This window comes from Ruegeria discodermiae (genome assembly GCF_030758345.1).
In the GTDB taxonomy this organism is placed as follows: Bacteria; Pseudomonadota; Alphaproteobacteria; order Rhodobacterales; family Rhodobacteraceae; genus Ruegeria_C.
In genome coordinates this window covers 121838-145689 of sequence record NZ_JAVAMO010000010.1, presented here as the reverse complement: position 1 = coordinate 145689, position 23852 = coordinate 121838, and the positions used below count along the sequence as shown (strand labels likewise).

Below are 23852 nucleotides of genomic sequence, written 5' to 3'. Positions count from 1 at the left end.
CACCATCAAGGCGGATTTGTTTGGCACTATCGGGTCGGGCGCTAAAATCCGACGCGCGGCCTTGATCGACCGACCCGACCTTTCAGCCCGTCGGGGCGGTCAATATCCCGACGATCTTGTTGAGGACCGTCTGATTGTCAGCCACGAACTGCTGTCCGGTCTTGCGGATGAGCGCGATGTTTTCGGACTTCGGATCGAACTCGTTCACGTCGGCGGGTTCCTCGGGCTTCAGCAGGAAGGCCTGCAAATCAATCGTCGACTCAAAGCCCGAATGGCGCTCCAGCGCATGGGCGCTGACGCTTGCTTCGCCCCGGAACACCATGCGCAGCATCGGCTTGAACCACTGGATCAACCCGCCCTGCTCGGCAATCTCGCCCGAGATCGAGTCGTTTCTGACAGTGCCGAGGGCAACAACCACAAATTCCTCGGCCTCGGGCAAGTGGGTGCGGGCATGTAGATAAGCGACTTCACCCGGCGCATTCAGGATCATCGCCGGATCGCTGATGAAATGCCCGTCCGCATGGGCACCGGAAAAGACGATCGCGGGAAAATAGATCGGCGCGCTGGTCACTCCGGTCACGAGCGAGCGCAGATACATATTGCCCTCAACGTCATCCCAATTGCGAAAGATCGTCAGCCCGTTGCTCTGCTGTGAAAAGGCCGGAAACATGGCCGGGCGCAGCAGATCGTTAAACTGCCCGTCGCCAAGCAACTCGTTTGCCACCGCGATCCGACCTTGGTTGCGGATTAGCGGGCCAAACAGCCCGCCTCCGGTCAGGATCTTGTGATGGAGTGGAGTTTCCAGCACATCGGCGCCAAAGCGCGAATAGGCGTCGATTGCCTCTGCAGCCGTCATCGGTTCGCCGGTTTTTGGATCGGGATAGAACAACAGCGTGCTGATAATGGCGCCGGTCGAGGCTCCCGCCACGAAATCGAACATTTCGTAGATGCGTTTGCCGGATTTCTCTTCGAGCGCCTTTAGAACCTCCAGCTCGGCAAGGCCGAACATCGCGCCGCCCTCCAGCGCCAGAATGCGTGCGCGTTTTGGGTGATCGGTCTGCCAGACAGTCGGTTCGCTGAACGCCTCGGCCTCTGGCCAGCCTGCAACCTCGATCTCGTATTCGACCAGATGGCGGTTATAGAGGAACGCGCTCAGCCCATAGAGCGCGATCACCGCGAACAAACACAGTGTTGCGATTCCCGAAATCTGAATCAGACGGCGCATGTACCCTCCAGCGTGAACAACCCCTAATTGCGCGAATTCGGCACTGCCTGCCAAGTCGCAATTGGCGAAACGTCACGTTTTTTTCCTAAGCGTGGGCCGTTTGGGCATTTGCACAGCACAACCCTTGTTGTCAGCCCTCCAGCAGGACCCGCAACAGAGGGGCCTGCGGGCGGCCCAGCCCTTCGATCACCGAGAAATGGTCCTGCTCTGGTTCATAGCTGTTCGGGGCTTGCCAGGCCTCGGCGATCAATCGGGTCTGGCGGATCAGTTCTGGCCGCTCAAGCGCGCCCACCCAGAAATGCGCCTGCACGCCCTGGCGCGGCTTGTGTAGGGCCGGGCTCTCGGCCTCTGCCTCTGCCGCATCCAGACCCAGCACCGCGTTCATCTGTGTGTGCAGCAGAGGGCGCAGATCGTGAATGCCGCTGACCGACAGCACCCGGTCCAGCCGTGTGGTGACCGCGCTATCGGCGCAGGCCAGACGGGAGACCAGATGGCCGCCCGCCGAATGACCGATCAGCCGCACCGGCCCCGCAACCTGCCCTGCTGCGGCGTTGACGGCCTCAGTTATTTCCTGCGCGATGACGGTCAGGCGTGCCTCGGGCGCCAGCGTGTAGCTTGGGATCGCCATCGCCCAGCCTTGCGACAGCGGGCCACGGGCCAGATGCGACCAGTAGCTTTTGTCGAGCTTGTGCCAGTATCCCCCATGGATGAAGACAACCAGCCCCTTGCAGGCCCCATCTGGGCGAAACAGGTCCATGCGATTGCGGGGGGCGTCGCCATAGGGGATGTCGAGCTCTCCGGTCTGGTCGCGGAACGCGGCGGCCTCGGCGGCCCAGCGCGCCGGTAATGTGTCCGACCCCGGCACGTAGCTGGAATTGTCAAAGGCGTCGTCCCAGTCGATCATGCGTATCCCCTTGTTTGGCGGAACCCTAGAGCGATGACGACGCAGGTCCAAGCGTGAACGAACCACACTCAGAGATCGATCTCGACCACGCCGCCCGGCTCGGCTGCGCGCGACTGGCACAGGATGATCGCCCCGTCGCGCTGTTTGGCCGACAGCACAAAATCGCGATGCTCAACCGCGCCCGAGACCAGCCCGCATTTGCACACCCCGCAGATGCCGTCGGAACATTTCACATCCACATGAATGCCGTGTTCGACCAGAACCTGCGCCGCATCCTTGTCTTTTGGCACAAGGATGTTGCGGCCCGAGCGGGTCAGTTTCACGGTGAATTCGTGGTTCTCATAGTCTGGCTGCTCGGGGACCGAAAAATACTCCAGATGCCGCGCCTCCTCCGGGAAGCCCTGCGCCTCGGCGGCCTGCATCACCGCCTCCATGTAGCGATCCGGGCCGCAGGTATAGACATGCCAGCCGGGATGATACCCCGACAGAATCGCATCCAGATCCGCGCGCGTCCCCTCATCCGAGATATGCAGGTGCACGTGATCGGCCCAAGGGGCTGCGGCCAGGTCGTCCAGATATCCCGCAGAGGCCCGCGTGCTGGCGGAATAATGCAGCTCGAACTCGGCGCCCAGCGCATGCAGGCGGTGGGCAAAGGCGATCATCGGCGTGATGCCGATGCCGCCGCCCATCAGAAAGGTCCTGCTGGCGGTTTCATCCAGTTCGAAATGGTTGATCGGTTTTGAGATGAAGACCTTGCGCCCTTCGTCAAATATCCGGTGCAGCAGGGCCGAGCCGCCGCGCCCTTCGTCTTCGCGCAGCACGCCGATCTGGTATTTGCTCTGGTCCGCAGGATCACCCGACATCGAGTATTGCCGCAGGTATTCCGGTGCAACCAGCACGTCCAGATGCGCCCCGGCGGTCCAGTTCGGCAGGGGCGTTCCATCCACCGTAGTGAACTCGTACTTGGTGACATCGTCGGTCATCGCGTCCACCTTGGACAAGGCCACCCGCATGACCGGCGCATCACCGTCTATGCTGTAGCGATGAATGACGGAGGTGTCGCAATCCGACAGCCGCGTTTTGTATTCTTCAGCGCTCACCAGCGCCTCATAAGCGGCGATCCCGGCCTCGCGATCCATCGGGAAGGGATAGGGCCAGGGATGCGGGGCCAGCGGTGCGGGGTAGACCGCCAATGTCTGATCCTCGTATTTCAGGTCCAGATCTTTCTGCAGCCCGCGTCGGTTCAGCGGATGTTCAGACGGGCGAAAGGCGCCATCCGCGGCCCGCTCGACATCCCACCACCATTTCTTGGTCTCGTTCAACCCGCCATTGCCCACGGCATCATCCAGCTTTGCCAGCATGGGCGCGGCAGCGGGGATGTTCATCGCGGCCCAACGGAAGGGCCGTTCGGAAAAGAGACCTTCGAGGTTCCAGGGGCAGGTCTTCATACAGCGTCCGCACATCGCGCCGCCGGGCGTGGTGATCCGGTAGGTGGCGCATTTCTGGCTGTCCGATTTCCAGATTTCATAGCCGTTGAACATCCGCTTCGGCCCGGCAGTGATCGCACCCGAGGGGCATTCGCGCGCGCATTTGTTGCAGCTTTCGCAAAAGCTCTGCAGCCCGAAATCGATCGGCTTGTCATGACTCATCGGCATGTCGGTGGTCACCGCGCCCGATTTCAGACGCGGCCCCAGATAGGGGTTCAGGATCACCTCGCCGATCCGGCTGACCTCGCCCAGCCCACTGAGCAGAAGGAGCGGCGGCTGCAGCACCTCGCCATCCATCACCGTATGGGCACGGGCCTTGTAGCCGAGGTTGCGGATCTGTTGGGCGATCACGCCACCGAGCAGCGAAAACCGCAGATAGGCGCGCATGGATTGGGCAACGCTTATCCAGTCATCGCCGCTGGCGCCGTCCATCGTCTCATAGCCCTGATCGATGATCATGCTGATCGCCTGATCATGGGGCGGCCTGATCTCTTCGCCCGTGGCGTCATGCGAATACCACGCCCAGTCCGGGCAGCGCGACAGACCAACCGCATCCACGCCCAGGAAATAGGTCGCGGCCTTGAGATTGGCGGCATTGCGGGCACCATCGGTGGGTTTTGCCACACTTGCGCTCTCGCCATCCTGCAACAGGACAAACGCACCCAGCGCCCGCCGCTGGGCAGAGCTTGGCGCAGATTTCATCACGTATTTGCCACCCTTGGCGCCATCCTGCAGAGCCTTGCCCATGTCACCAAACAGCGCGCGCGCGAACATGTCGGTGCGCTTGGGCACCTTCGCCACATTGGCCTCGTCAATGTAGGTGGTGGGCGTGTCGACCCGCTTCAGGTCTTCGAAAGGATGCGCGCCATCCATATAGCGTCGCTTTGCGTATGGGTCGCGGTTCAGCGCGGATTTGGCAAAGCCCGCGCCCAGCCACCAGGCCGGTCCGTTGACCTTGAGCCAGGGCTGCTCTGGGGCCAAGGGCATATCATGAGCCAGAGACATATCCGTGGTCACCGCCGCCAGACCAAAGCGCGGCCCCAGCCACGGCGCGTTCAACACCCCACCCTCGACCGAGGCCAGCCCCGCCGCGACCGCCAGCCTGTTCAGATCGACATCGCTTGAGGTCACGCTATGGGCCCGCGCCGAGAACCCCAGCAGGCGGATATATTGCGCGATCACCACCGCGTTCTCGCTGGCCCGCAGACAGGCCCGGTGATCCTGCGCATCCAGGATCCAGTCACTGCCCGGCTCGTCCGGTTCTGGATCGCGGTGGTGTTCGTAGAGAAACACGATGGCGAGGCTATGCCCGTTGATCGAGCTGGGTTGCGCCGCCATCGCCTCTTTCAGATCCGCCATGATCATGTCGATGCCCGAGGCCAGCGTCTTGGTCTGGCGGGTTTTCAGCGCATGGGCGAGCCGGTCGATCTCGGGGTTGCGGCGCGGCGCGGACAGCAATGCTTCGGGGTCCAGCGGGCCGATCCCCATCATCGAGGCATCGTTGAAATAGCCGAAGGCTTTCAGGTGGTTGGCGCGCTCAAGCGGGTTTTCGGGAATATCCGAGCGCACCGGGTTCGCGTGCCCCTCGCGGATCGCATCCATCATTGCTTGAAACTCGCCCATCGCGTTGACGATGCTTTCGGGCTGCTCTGGCCGAGCGAAGCTGAGCGGGGCCATCGCGGGCACGTCGCCGTAGCGCACCACCCCGGTCTGGCGCGCCAGCCGCTCAAGCGGATATGGCCCCATATGAACCGGGCGCTTGCGATCCGAAAATACCCGGAACCCCATCTGATCCTCCTGTTGGTCAGACAGGTTTACCCCGTCATCGACAGCAAATCTATTCATGCCTATTAATAACCGGCATGAATGATTTCGATTTTACTGATCTCGACGGCAAGGTGCTGCGCTGCTTTCTGACCATTCTGGAAGAAAGCTCTGTCTCCAAAGCTGCCGACCGGATGGGTGTCACGCAATCGGCCATGAGCCATACGCTGGGCAAGCTGCGCAGGGTGCTGGGCGATCCGCTTTTTGTCCGCTCCGGGCAGGGTCTGATCCCGACCGAGCGGGCGCTGACCCTGAAAGAGCCGGTGCAAAACGTGCTCGACCGCATGAAGGCGCTGACCGATGCACGCCCCTTCGATCCGCAACGCGAGGGGATGCAATTCGCTATTGCGACCAATGACATGCCGCGCGATCTGATCTTTCCGGCGCTGCTGCGGGACAGCCTTACGCAGGGGATCGGTCTGCGGCTGGATTTCGTGCCCTCGGGGGTTCCGGATGCCGATCTGCTGCGCAGCAATCGCTGCCAGCTGATGCTGACTCCGCTGCCGCCGGACACGCGTGACCTCTATCAGAAACACCTGCTGACCAGCCCGATGCGGATTTATTACGACGCCACAATGCGCGACCCGCCCCTGACATGGGACGAATACTGCAGTTCCGATCATGTCGCGGTCCGGTTTGCGGATGGGCGCAGCGCGCAGGTCGCGCTGCGCGGTGTCGATCAGGGCCAGATGCGCCCACCGGTCGTGACCCTGCCCCATTTCAACGCGATCCCGCCTTTTCTGCGCGGCAGCCGGTTGATCTCGACCGATACCGCGCTGATGAGGCTGGGACCGCTGGCCAGCCTTGACTGCGCGCCCCTGCCCTTCGACTGCCCGCCGGTCTCGATCTACATGGTCTGGCATGAGCGCTCGCAGGCTGATCCGGCGCATCGCTGGCTGCGGGATCGGATCGAAGCGGTCGCGCGCCCTCTGGCGGATCGTTCAGGTGTCGAGCCATAGGCTTCCCGATAGATTTTCTACAGTCACGAGATCGGGAAACTGATTGGCGAAAACCGGCACAGACCGCCATCTTGTCCTAAACACATCAGCAGGAGATGATGAGATGGCAGATAAAGTGGCTCTGATCTCGGCAGGGGGCAGCGGCATGGGGGCCGATGCAGCACGACGGCTGGCGGCAGATGGATATAAGGTTGGCATTCTGTCGTCCTCGGGCAAAGGCGAGGCGCTGGCGCGGGAGTTGGGGGGCGTCGGCGTGACCGGCTCCAACCAGTCCAACGAGGATCTGCAAAAGCTGGTGGATGCGGCAATGGCCCATTGGGGCCGCGTCGATGTGATGATCAACTCCGCAGGTCATGGCCCTCGCAATGAGGTGCTGGAACTGAGCGACGAGGATTGGCATCTGGGGATGGAGGTCTATTTCCTCAATGCCGTGCGCCCCTCGCGTCTGGTCACCCCGATCATGCAGGCGCAGGGCGGCGGATCGATCATCAACATCTCGACCTTCGCCGCCTTCGAGCCTGATCCGGTCTTTCCGACCTCGGGCGTGTTCCGGGCCGGACTGGCGGCTTTCACCAAGCTTTATGCCGACCGCTACGCCGCCGACAACATCCGTATGAACAACGTTCTGCCGGGCTTTATCGACAGCCTCCCGGAAAAGGAAGAATTCCGCTCCCGCATCCCGATGGGCCGCTATGGTAACAGCTATGAAGAGATCGCCTCGGTCGTGGCTTTTCTCGCCTCCCAGGGCGGTGGCTATATTACTGGGCAGAACATTCGAGTGGATGGCGGCATCACCCGGTCAGTGTAATCTGCGCGATCGCTGGTCTGATGGCAGGGATGTATTTCCCGCGTAACCGAGCATGTTCCGTTCCGCTTAAAGCTGGTCTGATCCCTCAGACACTCGCCCTCGCGAAGCTTGCCTGTTAGGACAGGGCAGGTGGATGATAGAGCAGGTCAGACAATGAAAAAACACACGCGCATGCTTCGCAGGTCTTTGTCTGTCAATGTGAGGGCACAGATGCTGCGCGCAGTGAATGCGCCGATCGCCACACCTTGGGTGGCTATCGCTGCTACAATCGCCGTGGTGGGCACAAGCCCGGCCAATGCGCAGTCTTTCGATTGCGCAAAGGCAAGCACCCAAACAGAGACGGCGATCTGCACCAATTCCGATCTGGGAACCCTGGATGACGAGATGGCGCGCAGCTACAAAGCGATTTTGCCGGGCCTGCAAACGAAGGCATTCGAAACGCTCAGGGATGATCAGAGGCTCTGGATCAAGCACCGGAATCGCTGTGGAGGTGACACAGAATGCATTGCCTCGGCTTATCTGGACCGCTTGCGTCACCTTACGGAAAGCTACGACATTCCGCCTGGTTGGTCGGGCATCTATGACGGCCCGTTCGGAGAAATGGAACTCCATGTGACCAACGTGTCAGACGAAAACCTCAAGGTGGAGTTCGAGGGAGACGGCGCAAATTACACCTGCGGCCCCGTGTCCGGCGAAGGTCGCGCCGATGGCACGACCCTGACGGCGTCCTCGGGTGGTGCCGTGATCGTCACGTTGAACAGGTTGGGAACCGGCCTTTATGTTCCTGATGACGCAGTGAACCAAAAGCTCAAGCAAACCCAATGCGGCGCGCGGGCTCCCGACTTCCTTGGCACCTTTTTCGTCCGCCGCTAGCGCGCCTCGGGCACCGGTCGATACCGAAACCCACGAAGGCACCAGACCCCTGCCCGAACCGCGACGCAAGATCATGGTCTGCGAGCAAATGCCCGGACGGGCCCGTTGATTATTGATCGATGGAACGGGCAATCAATTCCTTCATCACCTCGTTGGTGCCGCCATAGATCATCTGCACCCGGCTGTCGGCATAAAGGCGCGCGATGGGGTATTCCATCATGAAGCCATAGCCGCCAAAAAGCTGCAGGCATTCATGCACCACCTCATTCTGGGTCTCGCTGCCCCAGTATTTCACCATCGAGGCGGTGGCCGCGTCCAGCTCGCCCTTGTCGGCCTTGGCCACACAATCATTGACGAAGCTGCGCAGCAACTCGGCTTTGGTCTTGCATTCGGCCAGTTTGAAACGGGTGTTCTGGAAATCCATCACCCGCTGCCCGAACGCCTTGCGCTCCTGCACGTATTTCACGGTCTCGGCGATGGCGAAATCGATCGCGCCCAGCGCCATGATCCCGATGGTCAGACGCTCCCACGGCAATTGCTTCATCAACTGGTAGAACCCCTGCCCCTCTTCAGAGCCGAGCAGGTTGGTCATCGGCACTTTGACGTCTTCAAAGAACAGTTCGGCGGTATCATTGGCCTTCATGCCCAGCTTCTTGAGCGGCTGGCCCCGGCGGAACCCTTCGGCGCCCTCGGTCTCCATCGCAATCAGCGAAACACCCTTGGCGCCCAGGTTCTTGTCCGTCTTTGCGGTGACAATGATCAGATCCGCGCTCTGGCCATTGGTGATGAAGATCTTGGACCCGTTCAGACGGTAGGAGTTGCCGTCTTTCTCGGCCGTGGTCCGCACCGCCTGCACGTCCGAGCCTGTGCCCGGCTCGGTCATGGCCAGCGCACCGACCATTTCGCCCGAGATCAGTTTGGGAAGCCAGCGCTGTTTCTGGTCCTCGCTGCCATAGGCGGTGATGTAATGAATCACGATTGACTGGATGCCATAGCCCCAGCCCGCATCACCACGGGAGGCCTGTTCATAAAGAACCACCGAGTCAAACCCCAGACCGCCGCCCGAGCCGCCATATTCCTCGGCAACCGCACCGCCCATGATCCCGGCCGCGCCAGCCTTGTTCCAGAACGCGCGATCGACCACGCCATTGGCCGCCCAGGCGTCGGTATTGGGCACCAGTTCATCGTCCAGGAACCGCCCCACCATGTCCGAAAACATCTGGTGCTCATCCATCTTCCAACTTGAAGTGTCTGTGAACAGGCTCATGCGGCAAACTCCTTATCGCGGCTTGAAACGAAGCCTAACGGGCAGCAACAGAATTTCCAGACGGCGCAGACCAACGCTACGCAACGTTTTTTCAGACCTGCCGATGTCTCTGCCCCGGCGCGGGCGGCGTTTCGGGGCCGCCCGCAAAACACTGGGCGATCGCCATCCACTCTGCCGCCACCGGACCAGCGACGGCGAGAGCGGTATCCGCGATGTTGCGGGTCTGTGCGACAACCTGGGCAAACTCGACCGCCGCGCCCGTGATCGTGTTTTCCGCATCCTCGCCAAAACGCCACGCCTCACCCGAAGGCGCGGTCAGATGCAGTTGCGGCAGGGCTGGTGGCACCTCCCGCCCATGGACCTGGAAGGACCAGCCAAAGGTGTTCACCCCGAGCATGACGATGTTGCTTACACGATCCTGCTCCCGTCGCTGTTGGCCGAGGATATCAAACACTTCCTGCCCATGGGCCCAGGTTTCCATCTGCCGAGCTGTCATCGCCGAGCGCACGGACATGTCCGGTCCCACCCATTGCACCCGCGCCTTGGGATCAAGCGCGGCCCAGCCCTCGCCGATCTCAAGATAGCGCGCGCGCCAGACCTCGCGCAGGGCCGGGCCGCGTTCGATAACGCGCGCGTTTTCCGTTTCCCGAAAGCCGCCGGCGCTGATCGCAGCTGTCATGTCGCCGACTTCGCGCGTGAACCCGTCGGGGTCGCGCAGGGCAACATCGACCATGCCGTTCCAGAAATGCAGATGCACCAGCACATCATTGATGGTCCAGCCCTTGAACTGGGTGACGGTGTCCCAGTCTTCGCTCGCCAGACCATCCAGGACGACATCAAGCGCCTCACTTTCCGCGACGAAATCTATGGTTTGTTGCATTGCCTGCCCCTTGCCTTATCCAGCCTGTCCGCCATCGGCCTCAATCTCGACGAGTTCCATGCCCGCATCCAGTTGCTGCCCGACCGAGACAAGGACCCGCGCGATCCGTCCCGAGATCGGCGCGGCGATCCGGTGCTGCATCTTCATCGCTTCCATCACAGCCAGCGTATCACCCGCTGCAACGTGATCGCCTTGCGCGCAATCGATGCTCAGCACCACGCCCGGCATCGGGGCAACAACCTGGCCACCGGTCTCATCCATCGCCCGGGCCGAGGGTGTGACCTCGTCAAACACTAATTGCCCCGATTGCGTGGCAAGATAGACCCGGCTCTCATCCAGATGAGCCAGCACACTGCGCCTCTCACCATCCATATCGACCGAAACCTGCGCACCCCGCCGCGACAGGTGGAGCTGCGTTGTTACGTCTTCTTGTGTGATCTGCCATCCGGCGCCTTTGGCCCTGACCTTCATCTCCAGCACCTGCCCTGCGCAGCGCAAGCGCAGCAGCCTCGGTGCAAGCGGGGCACCAGACCAGCCAAACAGGTCGGCATCCATGCCCCCTGCCCGCACTGCCATCCGGTCGCGGCGGTCCTGCATCAAAAGAGCCGCGGCAATTGCAGCCTCCTGCGCGCGGGGTAACGGGGCAGAGAAGCCATCGGGGTAGGCCTGCGCCAACAGGTCGGTCGTCGCCTGCCCCGCCATGAACGCGGGTTGCGCCAGAACCTCCGCCAGAAAGGCCGCGTTGGTGTCGCAGCCCAGCAGAACGCTCTCTGCCACGGCCCGCCGCAACCGGCGTAGCGCGGTGTCGCGGTCGGGGCCATGGGCGATGATCTTGGCCAGCATCGGGTCATAAAAGGCGCTGATCTGTTGGCCTTGGGTGATCCCGGCGTCGATACGCAGACCCTCCGCCTCGGCCGGGTGCCAGAGATGAACCGGGCCGGTTGCAGGCAGGAAGCCGTTGGCGGGGTCTTCCGCATAAAGCCGCGCCTCGATGGCATGGCCGGTGATCTGCACATCCGCTTGGGTCAATGGCAGGGGCGCGCCTTGCGCAACCGCGATCTGTAGTTCCACAAGGTCCAGCCCGGTCACGCATTCGGTCACCGGGTGCTCGACCTGCAGGCGGGTGTTCATTTCCAGAAAGTAGAACGCGCCGTCCTCGCCCAGCAGGAACTCCACCGTCCCGGCCCCGGTATAGTGGACGGATTTCGCCGCCGCGACCGCCGCCGCACCCATGCGCGCGCGCTGGTCGTCACTCAGGACGGGGCATGGAGCCTCTTCGATGATCTTCTGGTGGCGGCGCTGCACCGAACAATCGCGCTCGCCCAGATGCAGAACAGTGCCTTGCGTGTCCGCAATGATCTGGAATTCCACATGTCTTGCACTGGTCAGCGCCCGCTCAAGGATCAGCGCCCCAGATCCAAAGGCACCCTCGGCCTCGGAGCGCGCCAGTGTCAGCGCCGAAACCAAAGCCTCGGGCGCGTCGACCAGCCGCATGCCGCGCCCGCCGCCGCCTGCCGCCGCCTTGACCATGACCGGGTAGCCGATCCTCTCGGCGGCCTGCACCAGTGCGTCGTCGCTCTGATCCGCGCCCTCATATCCGGGCAGGCAGGGCACGCCGCTTGCGATCATCGCAGCGCGGGCGGCGGCTTTGTCGCCCATGACGCGCATCGCCTCGGGCGAGGGGCCGATCAGGATCAAACCGGCCTGTGCCACTGCCTCGGCAAATTCTGCATTTTCCGACAGGAAGCCATAGCCGGGGTGGATCGCCTGCGCGCCGCTGTCTTGCGCCGCCGCCAGCAGGCGTTCCGCGCTAAGATAGCTGTCGCCTGCAGGCCCCGCACCGATCCGCATGGCCCGATCCGCCGCCGCCACATGCGGCGCGGCGTGGTCGGCATCGGTATAGACGGCGATGGTGTTCAGCCCCATCGCACGCGCGGTGCGTATGATGCGCAGGGCGATCTCACCCCGGTTGGCGATCAGAAGCGTATCGAACCGCATCACCTCAGAACCTCGCAACGCCATAAGAGCCGGGGCGGACCTGCCGCGCGCGCGCCTCAAGACAGGTTTGCAGGCAAAAGCCCAGAACCCGGCGGGTATCGCGCGGATCGATCACACCATGATCCAGACAGCGGCCTGAGGTATAGAACGCGCCCGCCTGCCGGTCGAAATGCTCGGCGATCAGGGCGCTTTGCCGCGCCAGTTTACCCTCGTCTATATCCTCGCCACGCCGCTGCGCTCCGGCCCGCGCGACCATTTCCATGGTGCCTGCCGCCTGCGCGCCACCCATCACACCGGTGGTGGCATTGGGCCAGGCAAACAGGAAATCGGGCTCGTAAGCATAACCACCCATGCCGTAATTCCCGGCCCCGAAGCTGGCCCCCACATAAAGCGCGATGCGCGGCACATCGACCGAGGTCACGGCCTGGATCATCTTGGCGCCATGTTTGATCATCCCCGCCTGCTCATAGCGGGTGCCGACCATGAACCCGGTGGTGTTGTGCAGGAAGATCAGCGGTGTGCCTGCCTGCCCGCAGAGCTGAATGAACTGCGCCGCCTTGGTCGCGCCGTCAGGATCGATCGGACCGTTATTGCCGATCAGCCCCACCGCCATGCCGCAGATCGAGGCCTGCAGGCAGATCGTCGAGACACCATAGCCCGGTTTGAAATCGCGAAAGGCAGACCCGTCGGTGATGCGCAGCGCGATCTCGCGCATGTCATAGGGCGTGCGCGGATCGACGGGAACCGCCCCGGCAAGCTCGTCGGGGGCATGCAACGGGGCCGCCGCATCGCGCCGGATAGGGGACAGCGCCTTGTTCCAGTCCAGCCGCGCCACCACATCGCGGGCGATGGCGATGGCTTCGGCATCGTCACCCGCCAGATATTCGACCAGACCAGAGACCGAGGCGTGCATCTCTGCCCCGCCCAGCTCGCGCTCCTCCGCTGCCTCGCCGGTTGCGGCCTGTACCAGGGCGGCCCCCGCCAGCGCCGCCATACCGTTGCCCCGCACGCCGATTACGTAATCGGCCAGCCCCGGCATATAGGCCCCGCCCGCCGTCGATGGCCCGTGCAGCACCGCCAGATTGGGGATGCCCGCCGCCGAGAGCCTTGCCAGATTGCGAAACAGCTTGCCGCCATTGGCCCAAAGATCGACGCGATATTCCATCAGGTTCGCCCCGGCGCTTTCCACTAGATGCAGGAAGGGCAGTTTCTGCCGCAATGCCACCTCCTGCGCGCTGAGGAAGGCGGCAGCGGTCATCTCGGACATGGCGCCCGCTTTGATGCCGCTGTCATCGACCACCACCATGCAGCGGGTGCCCGAGACATAGCCAATCCCGATCAGCACCGATGCGCCGGGAACCGATTGCGCCGGGTCGTCACTATCCGTCAGATAACCAGCGAGCGAATGTAGTTGCAGGAAGGGCAGACCGGGATCCAGCAATGCCGCCAAACGGTCGCGCGGAGTCATCTGGCCGCGCGCCTCCATCCGCGCGCGGCGGCGCTCGGACAGGTCTGCCGCCCGCTGTTCCAGACCCCGCAACTCATCGATCAGCGCGATCATGGCGCGACGGTTTTCGGCATAGGCCTCGCTGCCGGTCAGGATCTGGCTGGTGAAACTCATTCTGCCCCACCTTCCATGCGATGGATCAGGGAGGCGGGCACGGCGATCGGCAGCGACAAGAGCCGCTGCGCAAAGCTCTTGCCCTGCGGATCATTGCGCAGCGAGGCAATTCCGCCGCCGCCAAGCACCCGGGTCATCACGATGTTCATGGAGTGCGACCCCGGCAGGAAATAGCGCTGAACCTCGCCCCTGAGTTCGGGTTCGAACAGCTTTTCGATCGCCTCTGCGCTTAGCGCGGCCCAGATATGGGGCAGCGCATCAGGATGCCGCGCGATGACGCCGATATTGGCGCTGTCGCCCTTGTCGCCCGATCTGGCCCAGGCGAGCTGTTCTAGCGGGACGGTAGCTTGATCGCCGTCGGTTTCCGGCGCGGGCGGTTGCGGGGCCGGTTCGGGTGTTTCCTGCGCGAGCGAGGGAAGGTCCGGCGCAAAAGCCAATTCGTCACCATCCAGTGTCACGCGACAGGTAATGTCGCGCGCATCAATCAGGAACGAAAACAGCGCCACCACAGGCGAGGGTTTCGGGCGCCCTGCCCCGGTGAAGAAATGCAGCCCCGGTGGCGTCGCAAGCGCGGTCCCCGTCAACTCCTTGAGAAACAGACCAACCGCGCGCGCATCGGGATGCCGGACCGCCGCCTTGAAGGCAATCTCTTCATAGCTGCCGTCGTTGGGATGGCCGCCAAATGCCTCCATCGCGGTTTGGGTGAAATCCGGTGCGCCCATGTCCCGCAGCCGGTCCCGCGCCCGGTCGAGGCCGGCCTGCGCAAAGGCCCGCGCCTTGCGCCCAGCGTCGCGACCATTCATCTGAAACACCATGCCGCCGCGATAGCCGTCCTGATAGGTGGCGCAGACCTTGAGTTGGCCGGATGGCGGGTGCCCTCGCGCCCCGGTCAGCGAGACCCGGTCAGGCCCGGCCTGCGTCAGCGCGACCCGGGAAAAATCACAGATCACGTCAGGCAGCAGGTATGCGCGCGGATCACCGATCTCATAGAGCATCTGTTCGCCGACCGAGGCGCGGGTGACCGTTCCGGTGGTGCCTTGCGGTTTGCTCAGCAGGATCGATCCGTCCTCTGCCACCTCCGCAATCGGATAGCCGATCCTGGCCAGATCACCCGCCGCCTCCCAATCGGTGAAATTGCCGCCGGTTGCCTGCGGGCCGCATTCCAGCAGATGCCCGGTCAGAGACCCTGCCGCCAGCAGATCATAGCTGTCCGTTGGCCAGTCAAAGCGCCAGATGCAGGCCGCCAGCGTCAGCGCGCTATCCGCGCAGCGCCCGGTGATCACGATATCCGCCCCAGCCCGCAACGCCGCAACAACCGGCAATGCGCCCAGATACGCATTCATCGAGGCGATCCGATCCCGTTGCGGCAAGGCCGCGCCGGAAAACATCTCACTAACGCCTGCACAATCTTCGGCGCGGGGCAAAATGTCATCGCCCTCGACCACCGCGACGCGCAGAGAAACCCCCGCCGCATCGATTGCCGCGCGGACTGCATCGGCGCAGGCGACCGGGTTCATCCCGCCCGCATTGGACAGGAGCTTCACGCCGCTCTTCGTGATCTCGGTCAGGTTCGGGGTGACGGCGTCGGTAACAAAATCAGGTGCATAGCCTGCATCCGCATCGCGGGCCTTGGCACGCGCCAGCAAGGACATGGTGATCTCTGCCAGATAGTCGTAAACCAGAAAATCCACGCCTCCCGCCAGCAACTGGGCTGTGGCATGCGGGGCTTCACCCCAGAAGCCGCAAGCCCCTCCGATCCGCAGAGTCTCTGCCATCCGCGGATCCTCCTCCCTGTGGTGACGCGCCGATGAACGCCTGTCTCATTTGTAAGATCGCGCGCCCAATCCGGTCAACAGGAGCGACGCCCCGTCAGCCGGATCTCGGCGCGTGATCAAGCAGCAGGCGCGCGGCGTCTTTCGCTTCGCGCGCAGGGCCTTCCGCCCCCAGCATGGCGGCGGCGACAATGGCACCTTCCTTGAGCAGCAGCATCTGCATCGCCAGTTGTTCGGGGGCGGCAAAACCGGCCTGTTGCGCGAGCCCGGTCAACCAGCCCAACAGCAGGCGCTTGTGTTCCGCCGCCTGGGCGTTGATCGGATGTGCCTTGTCCTGAAACTCGGCGCTGGCCTTGATGAACATGCAACCGCGGAACCCGTCCTGCGCGAACCAGTCAGCCAGTACATCGAACATGGCCAGTATTTGCCCTTCGGGCGTGTCGGCCCGCCCCTCACACTCGCGAAACAACGAGTTGCGGAAGTTCTCATCGCGGAGCCGCAGCGCGGCGAGGATCAGGTCCTCCTTGGTGCGGAAATGCTTGTACATCGAGGTTTTGGAAACGCCAGTTTCCACCACCAACCGATCCATGCCGGTGGCGTTGAAGCCGTCGCGATAGAAAATCTCTAACGCCTTGCGGACCAGTTCATCACGTTTGTTGGGGCGCATTTCGCAGCCTTTCATGTACCGATCAGTACATACTTTATGGGCGGGGGAAATTCAAGGTAGGTCAGGTATCGCATTTATTTTCTCCGCTTCTTCGCAGGACCCAGCTCTGCTCTGAAAAAGAAATTGCAGCCTACCCCTTGAAATAGGCTACCGATCAGTACACCTTCAGGTAAGTTTACAGATCGGTACACCATGAGGATCGCCATGCCCACCAAACCCCTCCGCATCCCGCATCAGACGTTGGTCACCCTGCTGTCGCTGGCTCTCCTGGCCGCATCGCTTGCCTGATCGGGAAGGAGATTGCAGATGACCCGCCCGCCCCTGCCGCCCTTCACCGTCGAGACTGCCACACAAAAGGTGCGGATGGCCGAGAATGCCTGGAACAGCCGCGACCCCGAAGTTGTCACGGGCGCATATACCGAGGACAGCCAATGGCGAAATCGCTCGGACTTCCTGCAGGGGTATGATCAGATCCGCGCCTTTCTGACCGGGAAATGGCAGCGCGAACGACAGTACCGCCTGATCAAGGAATTATGGGCCTGCGCGGGTAATCGGATTGCGGTGCGTTTTGCCTATGAATGGAGCGATGGGGCCGGGATGTGGTATCGCTCCTACGGCAACGAGAATTGGGAATTTGCCGTCGATGGCCGCATGGCCCGGCGCATCGCCTCGATCAACGATCTGCCGATATCCGCCAGCGATCGGCTGTTTCACTGGCCGCAGGGCCCCCGCCCCGAGGATCACCCCGGCCTGAATGATCTGGGGCTTTGAAGGAGACCAAAAAAGATGCCGCGCGCCTTTTCGGAACGTACTTTCACCCCGGCTGTCCGCGCCCATCAGGAACGGATGGGGTCGGCCAAAACCTATGCCAAATTCATCGAGGGCGGCCCGCAGCAGGGCCATCTGATCGGCGATGCGGAAAAGGCCTTTATCGAGGCGCGCGACGGCTTCTATCAGGCCACCGTGTCCGAAACCGGCTGGCCCTATGTGCAGTTTCGCGGCGGGCCGGAGGGCTTTCTGAAAGTGCTGGGGCCAACGACCATCGGTTACGCGGATTTCACCGGCAACAAGCAGTATATTTCGCGCGGCAACCTTGATGGCAACGACCGGATCGCGATGATCCTGATGGATTATGCGATCCAGCGTCGCCTGAAAATACTCGGCAGAGTGGCGTTTTCCGAAGGCGCGGAGGCCGCCGCCAGCCTGTTTCCCGATGGGGCCGAAGCAACCGCGGAACGCGCTGCGATCATCCATGTGGAAGCGCTGGACTGGAACTGCCCCAGCCATATCACGCCACGCTTCACCGAGGCGCAGCTGCAGCCGCAGATTCAGAGGATCGGTGCAGAGATGGAGCAGCTCAGGATCGAAAACGCCGCCTTGAAACGGGCGCTTGCGCAACAGGGGACGAGCGACTGATTCTCCCATGGGCCGGGACAAACCGGTTCCGCGCGATTTGCAAATCGCATGGCAAGCGGCATGTCCCCGGGGCTCCGCCCATTCGCGGCTGAAACGCTCAACTGGAGCGTTTCAGGGACGGCGCTCACCCCATCCAGCGGCGGACCGGTGCGTTGCTTTCTTCCAGCGGCTGGCAGATGACATCGACAAGGGTTGGCCCGTCATGGGCGATGGCTTCGCGCAGCACGCGATCGAGATCATCAGGGTGCTCGACCCGCCAGGACTTTACGCCATAGGCTGCGGCCACTGCGGCCTGATCGGTCCGGTTGAAATCGACGTTGTAATAGCGCGCATCCTTGTCGGCATATTGGCTGGCCTTGATCCAGCCGAAATTCGCGTTCGAGAACACCAGATAGGTGATCGGCGCACCGACCCGGCAGACGGTTTCCAACTCGCCGCAGGTAAAGCCAAACGACCCGTCGCCCATCAGCGCCACGGTCTTGGAAGCAGGCCGCCCAAACCACGCGCCCAGCGCCGCCGACAGCGCGTATCCTAGCGCGCCGTGAGCGCGGTTGGTGATGAAATGCCGCCCCGGCTTGGGCAGTTGGTAATAGGCTGAGAAATAGGGGCAGCTCGTGCCTGGGTCCGAGACGACGGTGGCATCCTCGGGCAGCACCTCCATCAGCGTCTTGAAGATCTGTTCCGGGCGGATCGGGCCATCGGTGGTGCGCGCAAGGCGCTCGAATGTCTCGAACTTGCGCGCCTTCTTCTCGGCTACTGCTGCCGCACCGCCGAACCCGTCGCTACCCTGTCCACGTTGATCGAGCACCGCGTTTGCCTCCTCCAGCGCCAGTTGCAGATCGCCCACAACCGCCACTTCGGTCCGGTAATTGGCGTTCATCACCATCGGATCGCTGTCGAAATGCACAACCCGCGTGCCCAGCCCCGGTGCCTCCCAGCGCGCAGTGGTGGTGGACCCGGCCCGGCAGCCCATGAAGATCACCAGATCGGCAGCCTCCATCATCTCCCATGTCTCGTCGGTGCCGCCATTCGAGCCGACAACGCCCAAACAGTTGGGATGAGTTTCAGCCAACGCGCCCTGCCCCGAGATCGAAGTCGCCACCGGGAGGTCCAGCCGCGTGGCGAACCGGTCGAGTGCCTCCCAAGCTTGCGCGATCACCACGCCGCCACCGCAGACGATCAGCGGAGATCTTGCCGACAGGATCGCCTCGACCGCCGCCTCGACCGCGCCGGGCGGTGGGGACTGGCGATAGGCCGGATAGGTGACGGTTGCCGGGTCGGCCCAGATGTCACCGGGATCAACCGGGTCATACTGGATGTCATAGGGCAGCCCGATATGCGCGGCCCCGGATCGACCGGTGGTCATCGCCCGAAACGCTGCCCGCACCATGCGCGGGATGTGATCGGCCCGGCTGAGCACCATGTTCCATTTGGTCAGCGGGGCCATCAGCGCGTTCTGATCAACCTCGGTCAGGGGATACTTCCCGTAAGACGAGACAGAAATATCCGTGGTGATCCCCAGCACCGCGTAAGAGCTTTCCGATGCCTCGATCAGCCCCGGCAGGATATAGGTCGCGCCACCACCCGATGGCCCCTCGGCCACGCCAACCCGCCCGGTCACACGCGAATAGCCATCCGCCATATAAGCAGCAGAGCGTTCGTCGCGGGTCAGCACATGGGTGATCGAATGATCCAGCCGCAGCATCGCATCATAGAAGGGCAAGGTGGTATCCCCGCAGAGCCCGAAAATATGCCGCACACCCTGTGCCTCTAGCATGCGGACCATGGCCTCGGCCCCGTTCATCCGGTTTTCCATGCGACTCATCCGTTTGCATTCAAAATTGTATACAGTTTTGAATGACAGGTTGCGCACATGTCAATCCCGACCTACTCTTTGAGGGAACCAAGGAGCGGGCATGGCGAAATCCGAAAGCAATGTTGACCGGATTTATGAGGCGCTGCGGCGCATGGCCGCCGATTTCGCCTTCAAGCCCGATGCCCGCATCAACGAAAGCGCGCTGGCTACGCAGCTGAACGCCTCGCGCACGCCGATCCGCGAGGCGTTGAACCGGTTGGTGGCCGAAGGCTTCCTGACCTTCCGCTCTGGCCGCGGCTTTTTCTGCCGATCGCTCTCGCCGGAACTGGTGATGGACCTTTATGAGGCGCGCGTGGCGGTCGAGACCGAAGCTGTGCGGCTGGCCTGTCAGCGCGCCGCGGATGAGGCGATCGCAGCACTTGGGCACGCGCTGGATGCGGTGGCCTCCGCCTACATCCCCGCCGCCGATGCCGATAGCCTGCTGGCGCTGGATGAGGCGTTTCACACCCAGCTCTGCCGGTTGTCCGGCAATGGCGAACTCAGCCGAATACTGGATAATCTCAATGACCGCATCCGCTATCTGCGCCTGATCGACCTGCGCCGCCTGCGTGAAACCGCACCCGACGGGCAGAGCATGGTGTCGGCCCATCGCAGGATCATCGAGGCGGTGGCAAGGCGCGATGTCGACGCGGCCACCGCTCAGATGCGCGCCCATATCGAACGCAGGCGCGAAGGCGCGACGCAGGCCGTGCGCGACGCCTTTGCGCAGCTTTATGTTCCCGATCTGTGAGGTTCCGACATGTCCGTGCAAACAGGTGGCAAGACAGTCTATGGCGCCAGCGTCGGTATCCTGATGTTGGAGACGCAGTTCCCGCGCATTCCGGGCGATATGGGCAATGCCCTGACCTGGCCCTTCCCTGTGCAGTACCGGGTGGTGCGCGGGGCCTCGCCCGACCGGATCGTGCGCGGTGATCCACATGCGCGGCTTGACGGCTTTATCGAAGCCGGGCGCGATCTGGTTGCCATGGGCTGCGACGGGATCACAACCAATTGCGGGTTCCTGTCGCTGGTTCAGGACGATCTGCGCGCCGCTCTTGGCGTTCCTGTGGCCACCTCGTCGCTGATGCAGGTGCCGATGGTGCAGGCCCTGTTGCCGCCGGGGCAAAAGCCGGTGATCCTGACCATCTCAAGGGCCACGCTGACGCCTGAGCACCTGTCCGCAGCCGGGGTCCCGCCGGACACGCCGATCTATGGTACCGATGCCGGCCAGGTGTTTACCCGCGACATTCTGGGCGACGCTGCCGAGATCAACTTCGAGGCCTGCCGACAGGACATGCTGGAGGCCGCAGATGCGATTGTCGCAGGCGAGCCGCAGGCCGGGGCGATCATTCTGGAATGCACCAACATGGTGCCCTATGCCGCCGAGATCAGGCGCAGAACCGGGCTGCCGGTGTTTTCGATATACACCATGATCCAGTGGTTTCAGGCCAGCCTGATGCCGCGCCGCTTTGACTCGGGGATCTACGATCCGCGTTTCGGGCAGCAATCCGGCTAAAACGCCGAAAAACGACCGGGGAAACCTTGACCTTCCAGCTACTGGAGGCCTTATCTGAGCGGTGTCCCTGACATCGAAAGCCAACACGCATGTCCGAATCGCACAGCACCACCCTGCATCTGACCGGCCTCTCCTGCGCATCCTGTGTGGGGCGGGCGCAAGGGGCGTTGATAGACGCGCCCGGCGTGATCGAGGCCAGCGTCAATCTGGCGACCAGCAAAGCCGTCATCCGCTTTGATCAACGCCTGACCGATGCGGACAGGCTGGCACAGGTTGTCTCTGATGCGGGCTATCCGGCGCGGGCGGAAAAAGACACGGCCCCGGCCGAGGATGTGGATACAGCCCTACTTCGCACCACGCTGATTGCCGCAGCACTGGCGCTGCCGGTGTTCATTCTTGAGATGGGCGGCCATGTCATTCCCGCCTTTCACCATTGGGTGCAGCAGAGTATCGGCACTCAGACCAGCAACCTTATCCAATTCGCTTTGACATCGCTGCTTCTGCTGGGGCCGGGGCGTATATTTTATGCCAAGGGCATCCCGTCGCTAGTGCGCGGTGCGCCTGACATGAATGCGTTGGTGGCACTGGGAACGGCGGCGGCCTATGGCTATTCGGTGGTGGCGACCTTCGCGCCGGACCTGCTGCCGCAGGGCACCGCGCATGTCTATTTTGAGGCCGCCTGCGTGATCACCGTACTGATCCTGTTCGGACGCGTACTGGAGGCGCGTGCCAAGGGCCGCGCCAGCTCGGCCATCAAGTCGCTGCTGCGATTGCAGCCGAAATTTGCCCGCGTCGAGCGCGACGGGATAACCGTAGACATTCCGATATCCGAACTGCGCAAAGGCGATATCCTGATGATCCGCCCCGGCGAGCGCATTCCGGTGGACGCGATCGTGCTGGACGGCCATTCGCGGGTCGATGAAAGCATGATCAGCGGCGAGCCGGTTCCGGTCGCCAAATCTGATGGCGCCGAGATCATGGGGGGCACGGTCAACGGCACCGGCGCCTTACGTGCGCAGGCGACCCGCGTTGGTGAGGATACAGTGCTGGCCCAGATTATCCGGATGGTCGAAGAGGCGCAGGCCGCCAAGCTGCCCATTCAGGGGCTGGTTGATCGGATCACCATGTGGTTTGTGCCTGCGGTGCTGCTGATCGCCGCGCTGGCGATTGCTGGCTGGCTGCTCTGGGGTCCCGCCCCTGCGCTGCCGCTGGCTTTGGTGGCGGGTGTATCGGTTCTGATCATCGCCTGCCCCTGTGCGATGGGGCTGGCCACGCCGACCTCGATCATGGTCGGCACCGGACGTGCGGCAGAACTTGGCGTGCTGTTCCGCAAGGGCGACGCGCTGCAGCGTCTGCAGGAGGCCCAGGTGGTCGCCTTCGACAAAACGGGGACCTTGACCGAAGGGCGGCCCGAACTGACCGATCTGAGCGTTGTCGAGGGCATCGATCGCGACCACGTACTGCAACTGGCCGCCGCTGCCGAGGCGCGCTCGGAACACCCTATCGCCAGCGCCATCACCCGCGCCTGGACCGGCCCCCTGCCCGAGGTGGTGCAGTTCGAGACGATCACCGGGCTGGGCCTCAGCACCCGGATCGATGGTGTGGACGTCCTGATCGGCGCGGATCGGCTGTTTGACCGCGACGCAATCGATCTGGGCGGATTGCGCGCGACCGGTCAGGCCTGGGCCGTGCAGGGCAAGACCCCGGTCTATATGGCGCTGGACGGTCGGGCAGCGGCGGTTCTGGCAGTGGCTGACCCGATCAAGCCGGAAGCCGCCCGGACCATTGCCATGCTGCACGACATGGGTCTGCAAACCGCCCTGATCAGCGGCGACAACCGCGCCACGGCACAGGCGGTGGCCAATCAGCTGGGCATCGATCACGTGAGCGCCGAGGTGCTGCCCGATGGTAAGGTCCGCGCGCTGGAGGTGCTGCGCGACGCACATGGCGCAGTCGCTTTTGTCGGCGACGGGATCAACGACGCGCCTGTGCTGGCCAGCGCCGATGTGGGCATCGCCATCGGCACCGGCACCGATGTCGCCATCGAGGCGGCTGATGTGGTGCTGATGAACGGCGATCCAAATGGCGCGGTGACCGCACTGGACCTGTCACGCCGCACCATGCGCAATATCCGCCAGAATCTGGTCTGGGCCTTTGGCTATAACATCCTGCTGATCCCGGTCGCCGCTGGTGTGCTGCATGTCTTTGGCGGCCCGCTGCTATCTCCGGGACTGGCCGCCGGGGCGATGGCGTTTTCCAGCGTCTTCGTGGTCACCAATGCGCTACGCCTGCGCCGCCTCCGGCCCGCCGGATCACCCTCGCAGGGCGACCCGGCGCCACAGCCCAGCCATGAGCCGGAGGCATCGAGCGCATGAATATCGGGGATGTCGCCGACCGCTCGGGCCTGCCCGCCAAGACGATCCGGTACTATGAAGAGATCGGCCTGATCTCTCCTGACCGCGACGACAACGGCTATCGCCGCTTCGCCGAACAGGATTTGCACAAACTGGCCTTTCTGGCCCGCGCCCGCGCGCTTGGTTTCACGATCGAAGATTGCCGCGCGCTGCTGGCGCTTTATGAGGATGACACCCGCGCCAGCGCCGATGTCAAACGGATCGCGCGCGATCATCTGCAACGGATCGAGGCCAAGATCGCCGATCTGCGCGCGATGCAGGATACCCTGACGGAACTGGTCGATGCCTGCGCCGGGGACGCGCGGCCCGATTGCCCGATCCTGCGCGATCTGGGGCGCGAGGGCTGATCTGCCTTGCCCTTTGGCC

19 protein-coding genes are annotated in these 23852 nt (G+C 63.1%); 9 read left to right on the top strand and 10 right to left on the bottom strand.

Annotated elements, in window-relative coordinates; all coding sequences use genetic code 11:
* Positions 1-82: 82 nt before the first annotated feature.
* The 3 genes from Q5Y75_RS19180 to Q5Y75_RS19170 form a co-directional block, all read right to left on the bottom strand.
* Positions 83-1225, bottom strand: a complete 1143-nt coding sequence (locus Q5Y75_RS19180) for a patatin-like phospholipase family protein (protein ID WP_306200546.1) — start codon at positions 1223-1225, stop codon at positions 83-85.
* A 130-nt stretch (positions 1226-1355) separates the two neighbouring features.
* Positions 1356-2129 (bottom strand): hormone-sensitive lipase, encoded by a 774-nt coding sequence (locus tag Q5Y75_RS19175; RefSeq protein ID WP_306200544.1) that lies wholly within the window; start codon positions 2127-2129, stop codon positions 1356-1358.
* Between the two features lie 68 nt (positions 2130-2197).
* Positions 2198-5404, bottom strand: coding sequence for a reductive dehalogenase (locus Q5Y75_RS19170; protein ID WP_306200613.1), 3207 nt, complete (start codon positions 5402-5404; stop codon positions 2198-2200).
* Positions 5405-5478: 74 nt separating this feature from the next.
* On the opposite strand from Q5Y75_RS19170, the gene Q5Y75_RS19165 reads away from it, so the two are divergent.
* The 3 genes from Q5Y75_RS19165 (at position 5479) to Q5Y75_RS19155 (ending at position 8080) form a co-directional block, all read left to right on the top strand.
* Entirely contained in the window at positions 5479-6399 is a 921-nt protein-coding gene (locus Q5Y75_RS19165) for a LysR family transcriptional regulator (protein WP_306200542.1), read from the top strand.
* A gap of 103 nt (positions 6400-6502) precedes the next feature.
* Positions 6503-7207, top strand: coding sequence for an SDR family oxidoreductase (locus Q5Y75_RS19160; RefSeq protein WP_306200540.1), 705 nt, complete (start codon positions 6503-6505; stop codon positions 7205-7207).
* Between the two features lie 210 nt (positions 7208-7417).
* Positions 7418-8080 (top strand): lysozyme inhibitor LprI family protein, encoded by a 663-nt coding sequence (locus tag Q5Y75_RS19155; RefSeq protein WP_306200538.1) that lies wholly within the window; start codon positions 7418-7420, stop codon positions 8078-8080.
* Between the two features lie 109 nt (positions 8081-8189).
* Here the strand turns inward: Q5Y75_RS19155 and Q5Y75_RS19150 are convergent, their stop codons facing one another.
* The 6 genes from Q5Y75_RS19150 to Q5Y75_RS19125 all read right to left on the bottom strand — a co-directional run bounded on the left by Q5Y75_RS19150 (position 8190) and on the right by Q5Y75_RS19125 (position 16300).
* Positions 8190-9347 carry an acyl-CoA dehydrogenase family protein gene (locus Q5Y75_RS19150; RefSeq protein WP_306200536.1) on the bottom strand — a complete coding sequence of 386 codons (1158 nt, stop codon included), beginning with the start codon at positions 9345-9347 and terminating at the stop codon, positions 8190-8192.
* 91 nt (positions 9348-9438) lie between these two features.
* Positions 9439-10227 carry a TIGR03084 family metal-binding protein gene (locus tag Q5Y75_RS19145; RefSeq protein ID WP_306200534.1) on the bottom strand — a complete coding sequence of 263 codons (789 nt, stop codon included), beginning with the start codon at positions 10225-10227 and terminating at the stop codon, positions 9439-9441.
* Between the two features lie 15 nt (positions 10228-10242).
* Complete coding sequence (locus Q5Y75_RS19140) at positions 10243-12225, bottom strand: ATP-binding protein (protein WP_306200532.1); 1983 nt, start codon at positions 12223-12225, stop codon at positions 10243-10245.
* 4 nt (positions 12226-12229) lie between these two features.
* Positions 12230-13846, bottom strand: coding sequence for an acyl-CoA carboxylase subunit beta (locus Q5Y75_RS19135; RefSeq protein ID WP_306200530.1), 1617 nt, complete (start codon positions 13844-13846; stop codon positions 12230-12232).
* Complete coding sequence (locus Q5Y75_RS19130) at positions 13843-15621, bottom strand: acyclic terpene utilization AtuA family protein (protein ID WP_306200528.1); 1779 nt, start codon at positions 15619-15621, stop codon at positions 13843-13845. The genes Q5Y75_RS19135 and Q5Y75_RS19130 overlap by 4 nt, the downstream gene beginning before the upstream one ends.
* Positions 15622-15715: 94 nt before the next feature.
* On the bottom strand, positions 15716-16300 hold the full coding sequence (locus tag Q5Y75_RS19125) for a TetR/AcrR family transcriptional regulator (protein ID WP_306200526.1): 585 nt from the start codon (positions 16298-16300) through the stop codon (positions 15716-15718).
* A 291-nt stretch (positions 16301-16591) separates the two neighbouring features.
* Between Q5Y75_RS19125 and Q5Y75_RS19120 the strand changes: the two genes are divergently transcribed.
* A complete protein-coding gene (locus tag Q5Y75_RS19120; RefSeq protein WP_306200525.1) occupies positions 16592-17056 on the top strand; it encodes a nuclear transport factor 2 family protein in 465 nt (154 codons plus the stop codon).
* Between the two features lie 15 nt (positions 17057-17071).
* The gene (locus tag Q5Y75_RS19115; RefSeq protein WP_306200524.1) at positions 17072-17701 is read left to right on the top strand and encodes a pyridoxamine 5'-phosphate oxidase family protein; all 630 of its coding nucleotides are present in this window, start codon (positions 17072-17074) and stop codon (positions 17699-17701) included.
* Between the two features lie 124 nt (positions 17702-17825).
* Here Q5Y75_RS19115 and Q5Y75_RS19110 read toward each other — a convergent pair whose 3' ends face one another.
* Entirely contained in the window at positions 17826-19517 is a 1692-nt protein-coding gene (locus Q5Y75_RS19110) for a thiamine pyrophosphate-binding protein (protein ID WP_306200522.1), read from the bottom strand.
* A 100-nt stretch (positions 19518-19617) separates the two neighbouring features.
* On the opposite strand from Q5Y75_RS19110, the gene Q5Y75_RS19105 reads away from it, so the two are divergent.
* From Q5Y75_RS19105 to cueR, 4 genes are all read left to right on the top strand, one after another.
* Entirely contained in the window at positions 19618-20307 is a 690-nt protein-coding gene (locus tag Q5Y75_RS19105; protein WP_306200520.1) for a GntR family transcriptional regulator, read from the top strand.
* Between the two features lie 9 nt (positions 20308-20316).
* On the top strand, positions 20317-21072 hold the full coding sequence (locus Q5Y75_RS19100) for an aspartate/glutamate racemase family protein (protein WP_371933288.1): 756 nt from the start codon (positions 20317-20319) through the stop codon (positions 21070-21072).
* Positions 21073-21161: 89 nt separating this feature from the next.
* Positions 21162-23447: a heavy metal translocating P-type ATPase gene (locus tag Q5Y75_RS19095; protein WP_306200518.1), complete on the top strand. Its 2286-nt coding sequence runs from the start codon at positions 21162-21164 to the stop codon at positions 23445-23447.
* Entirely contained in the window at positions 23444-23833 is a 390-nt protein-coding gene (cueR, locus tag Q5Y75_RS19090) for a Cu(I)-responsive transcriptional regulator (RefSeq protein WP_306200517.1), read from the top strand. The genes Q5Y75_RS19095 and cueR overlap by 4 nt, the downstream gene beginning before the upstream one ends.
* The last annotated feature ends 19 nt before the right edge of the window (positions 23834-23852 follow it).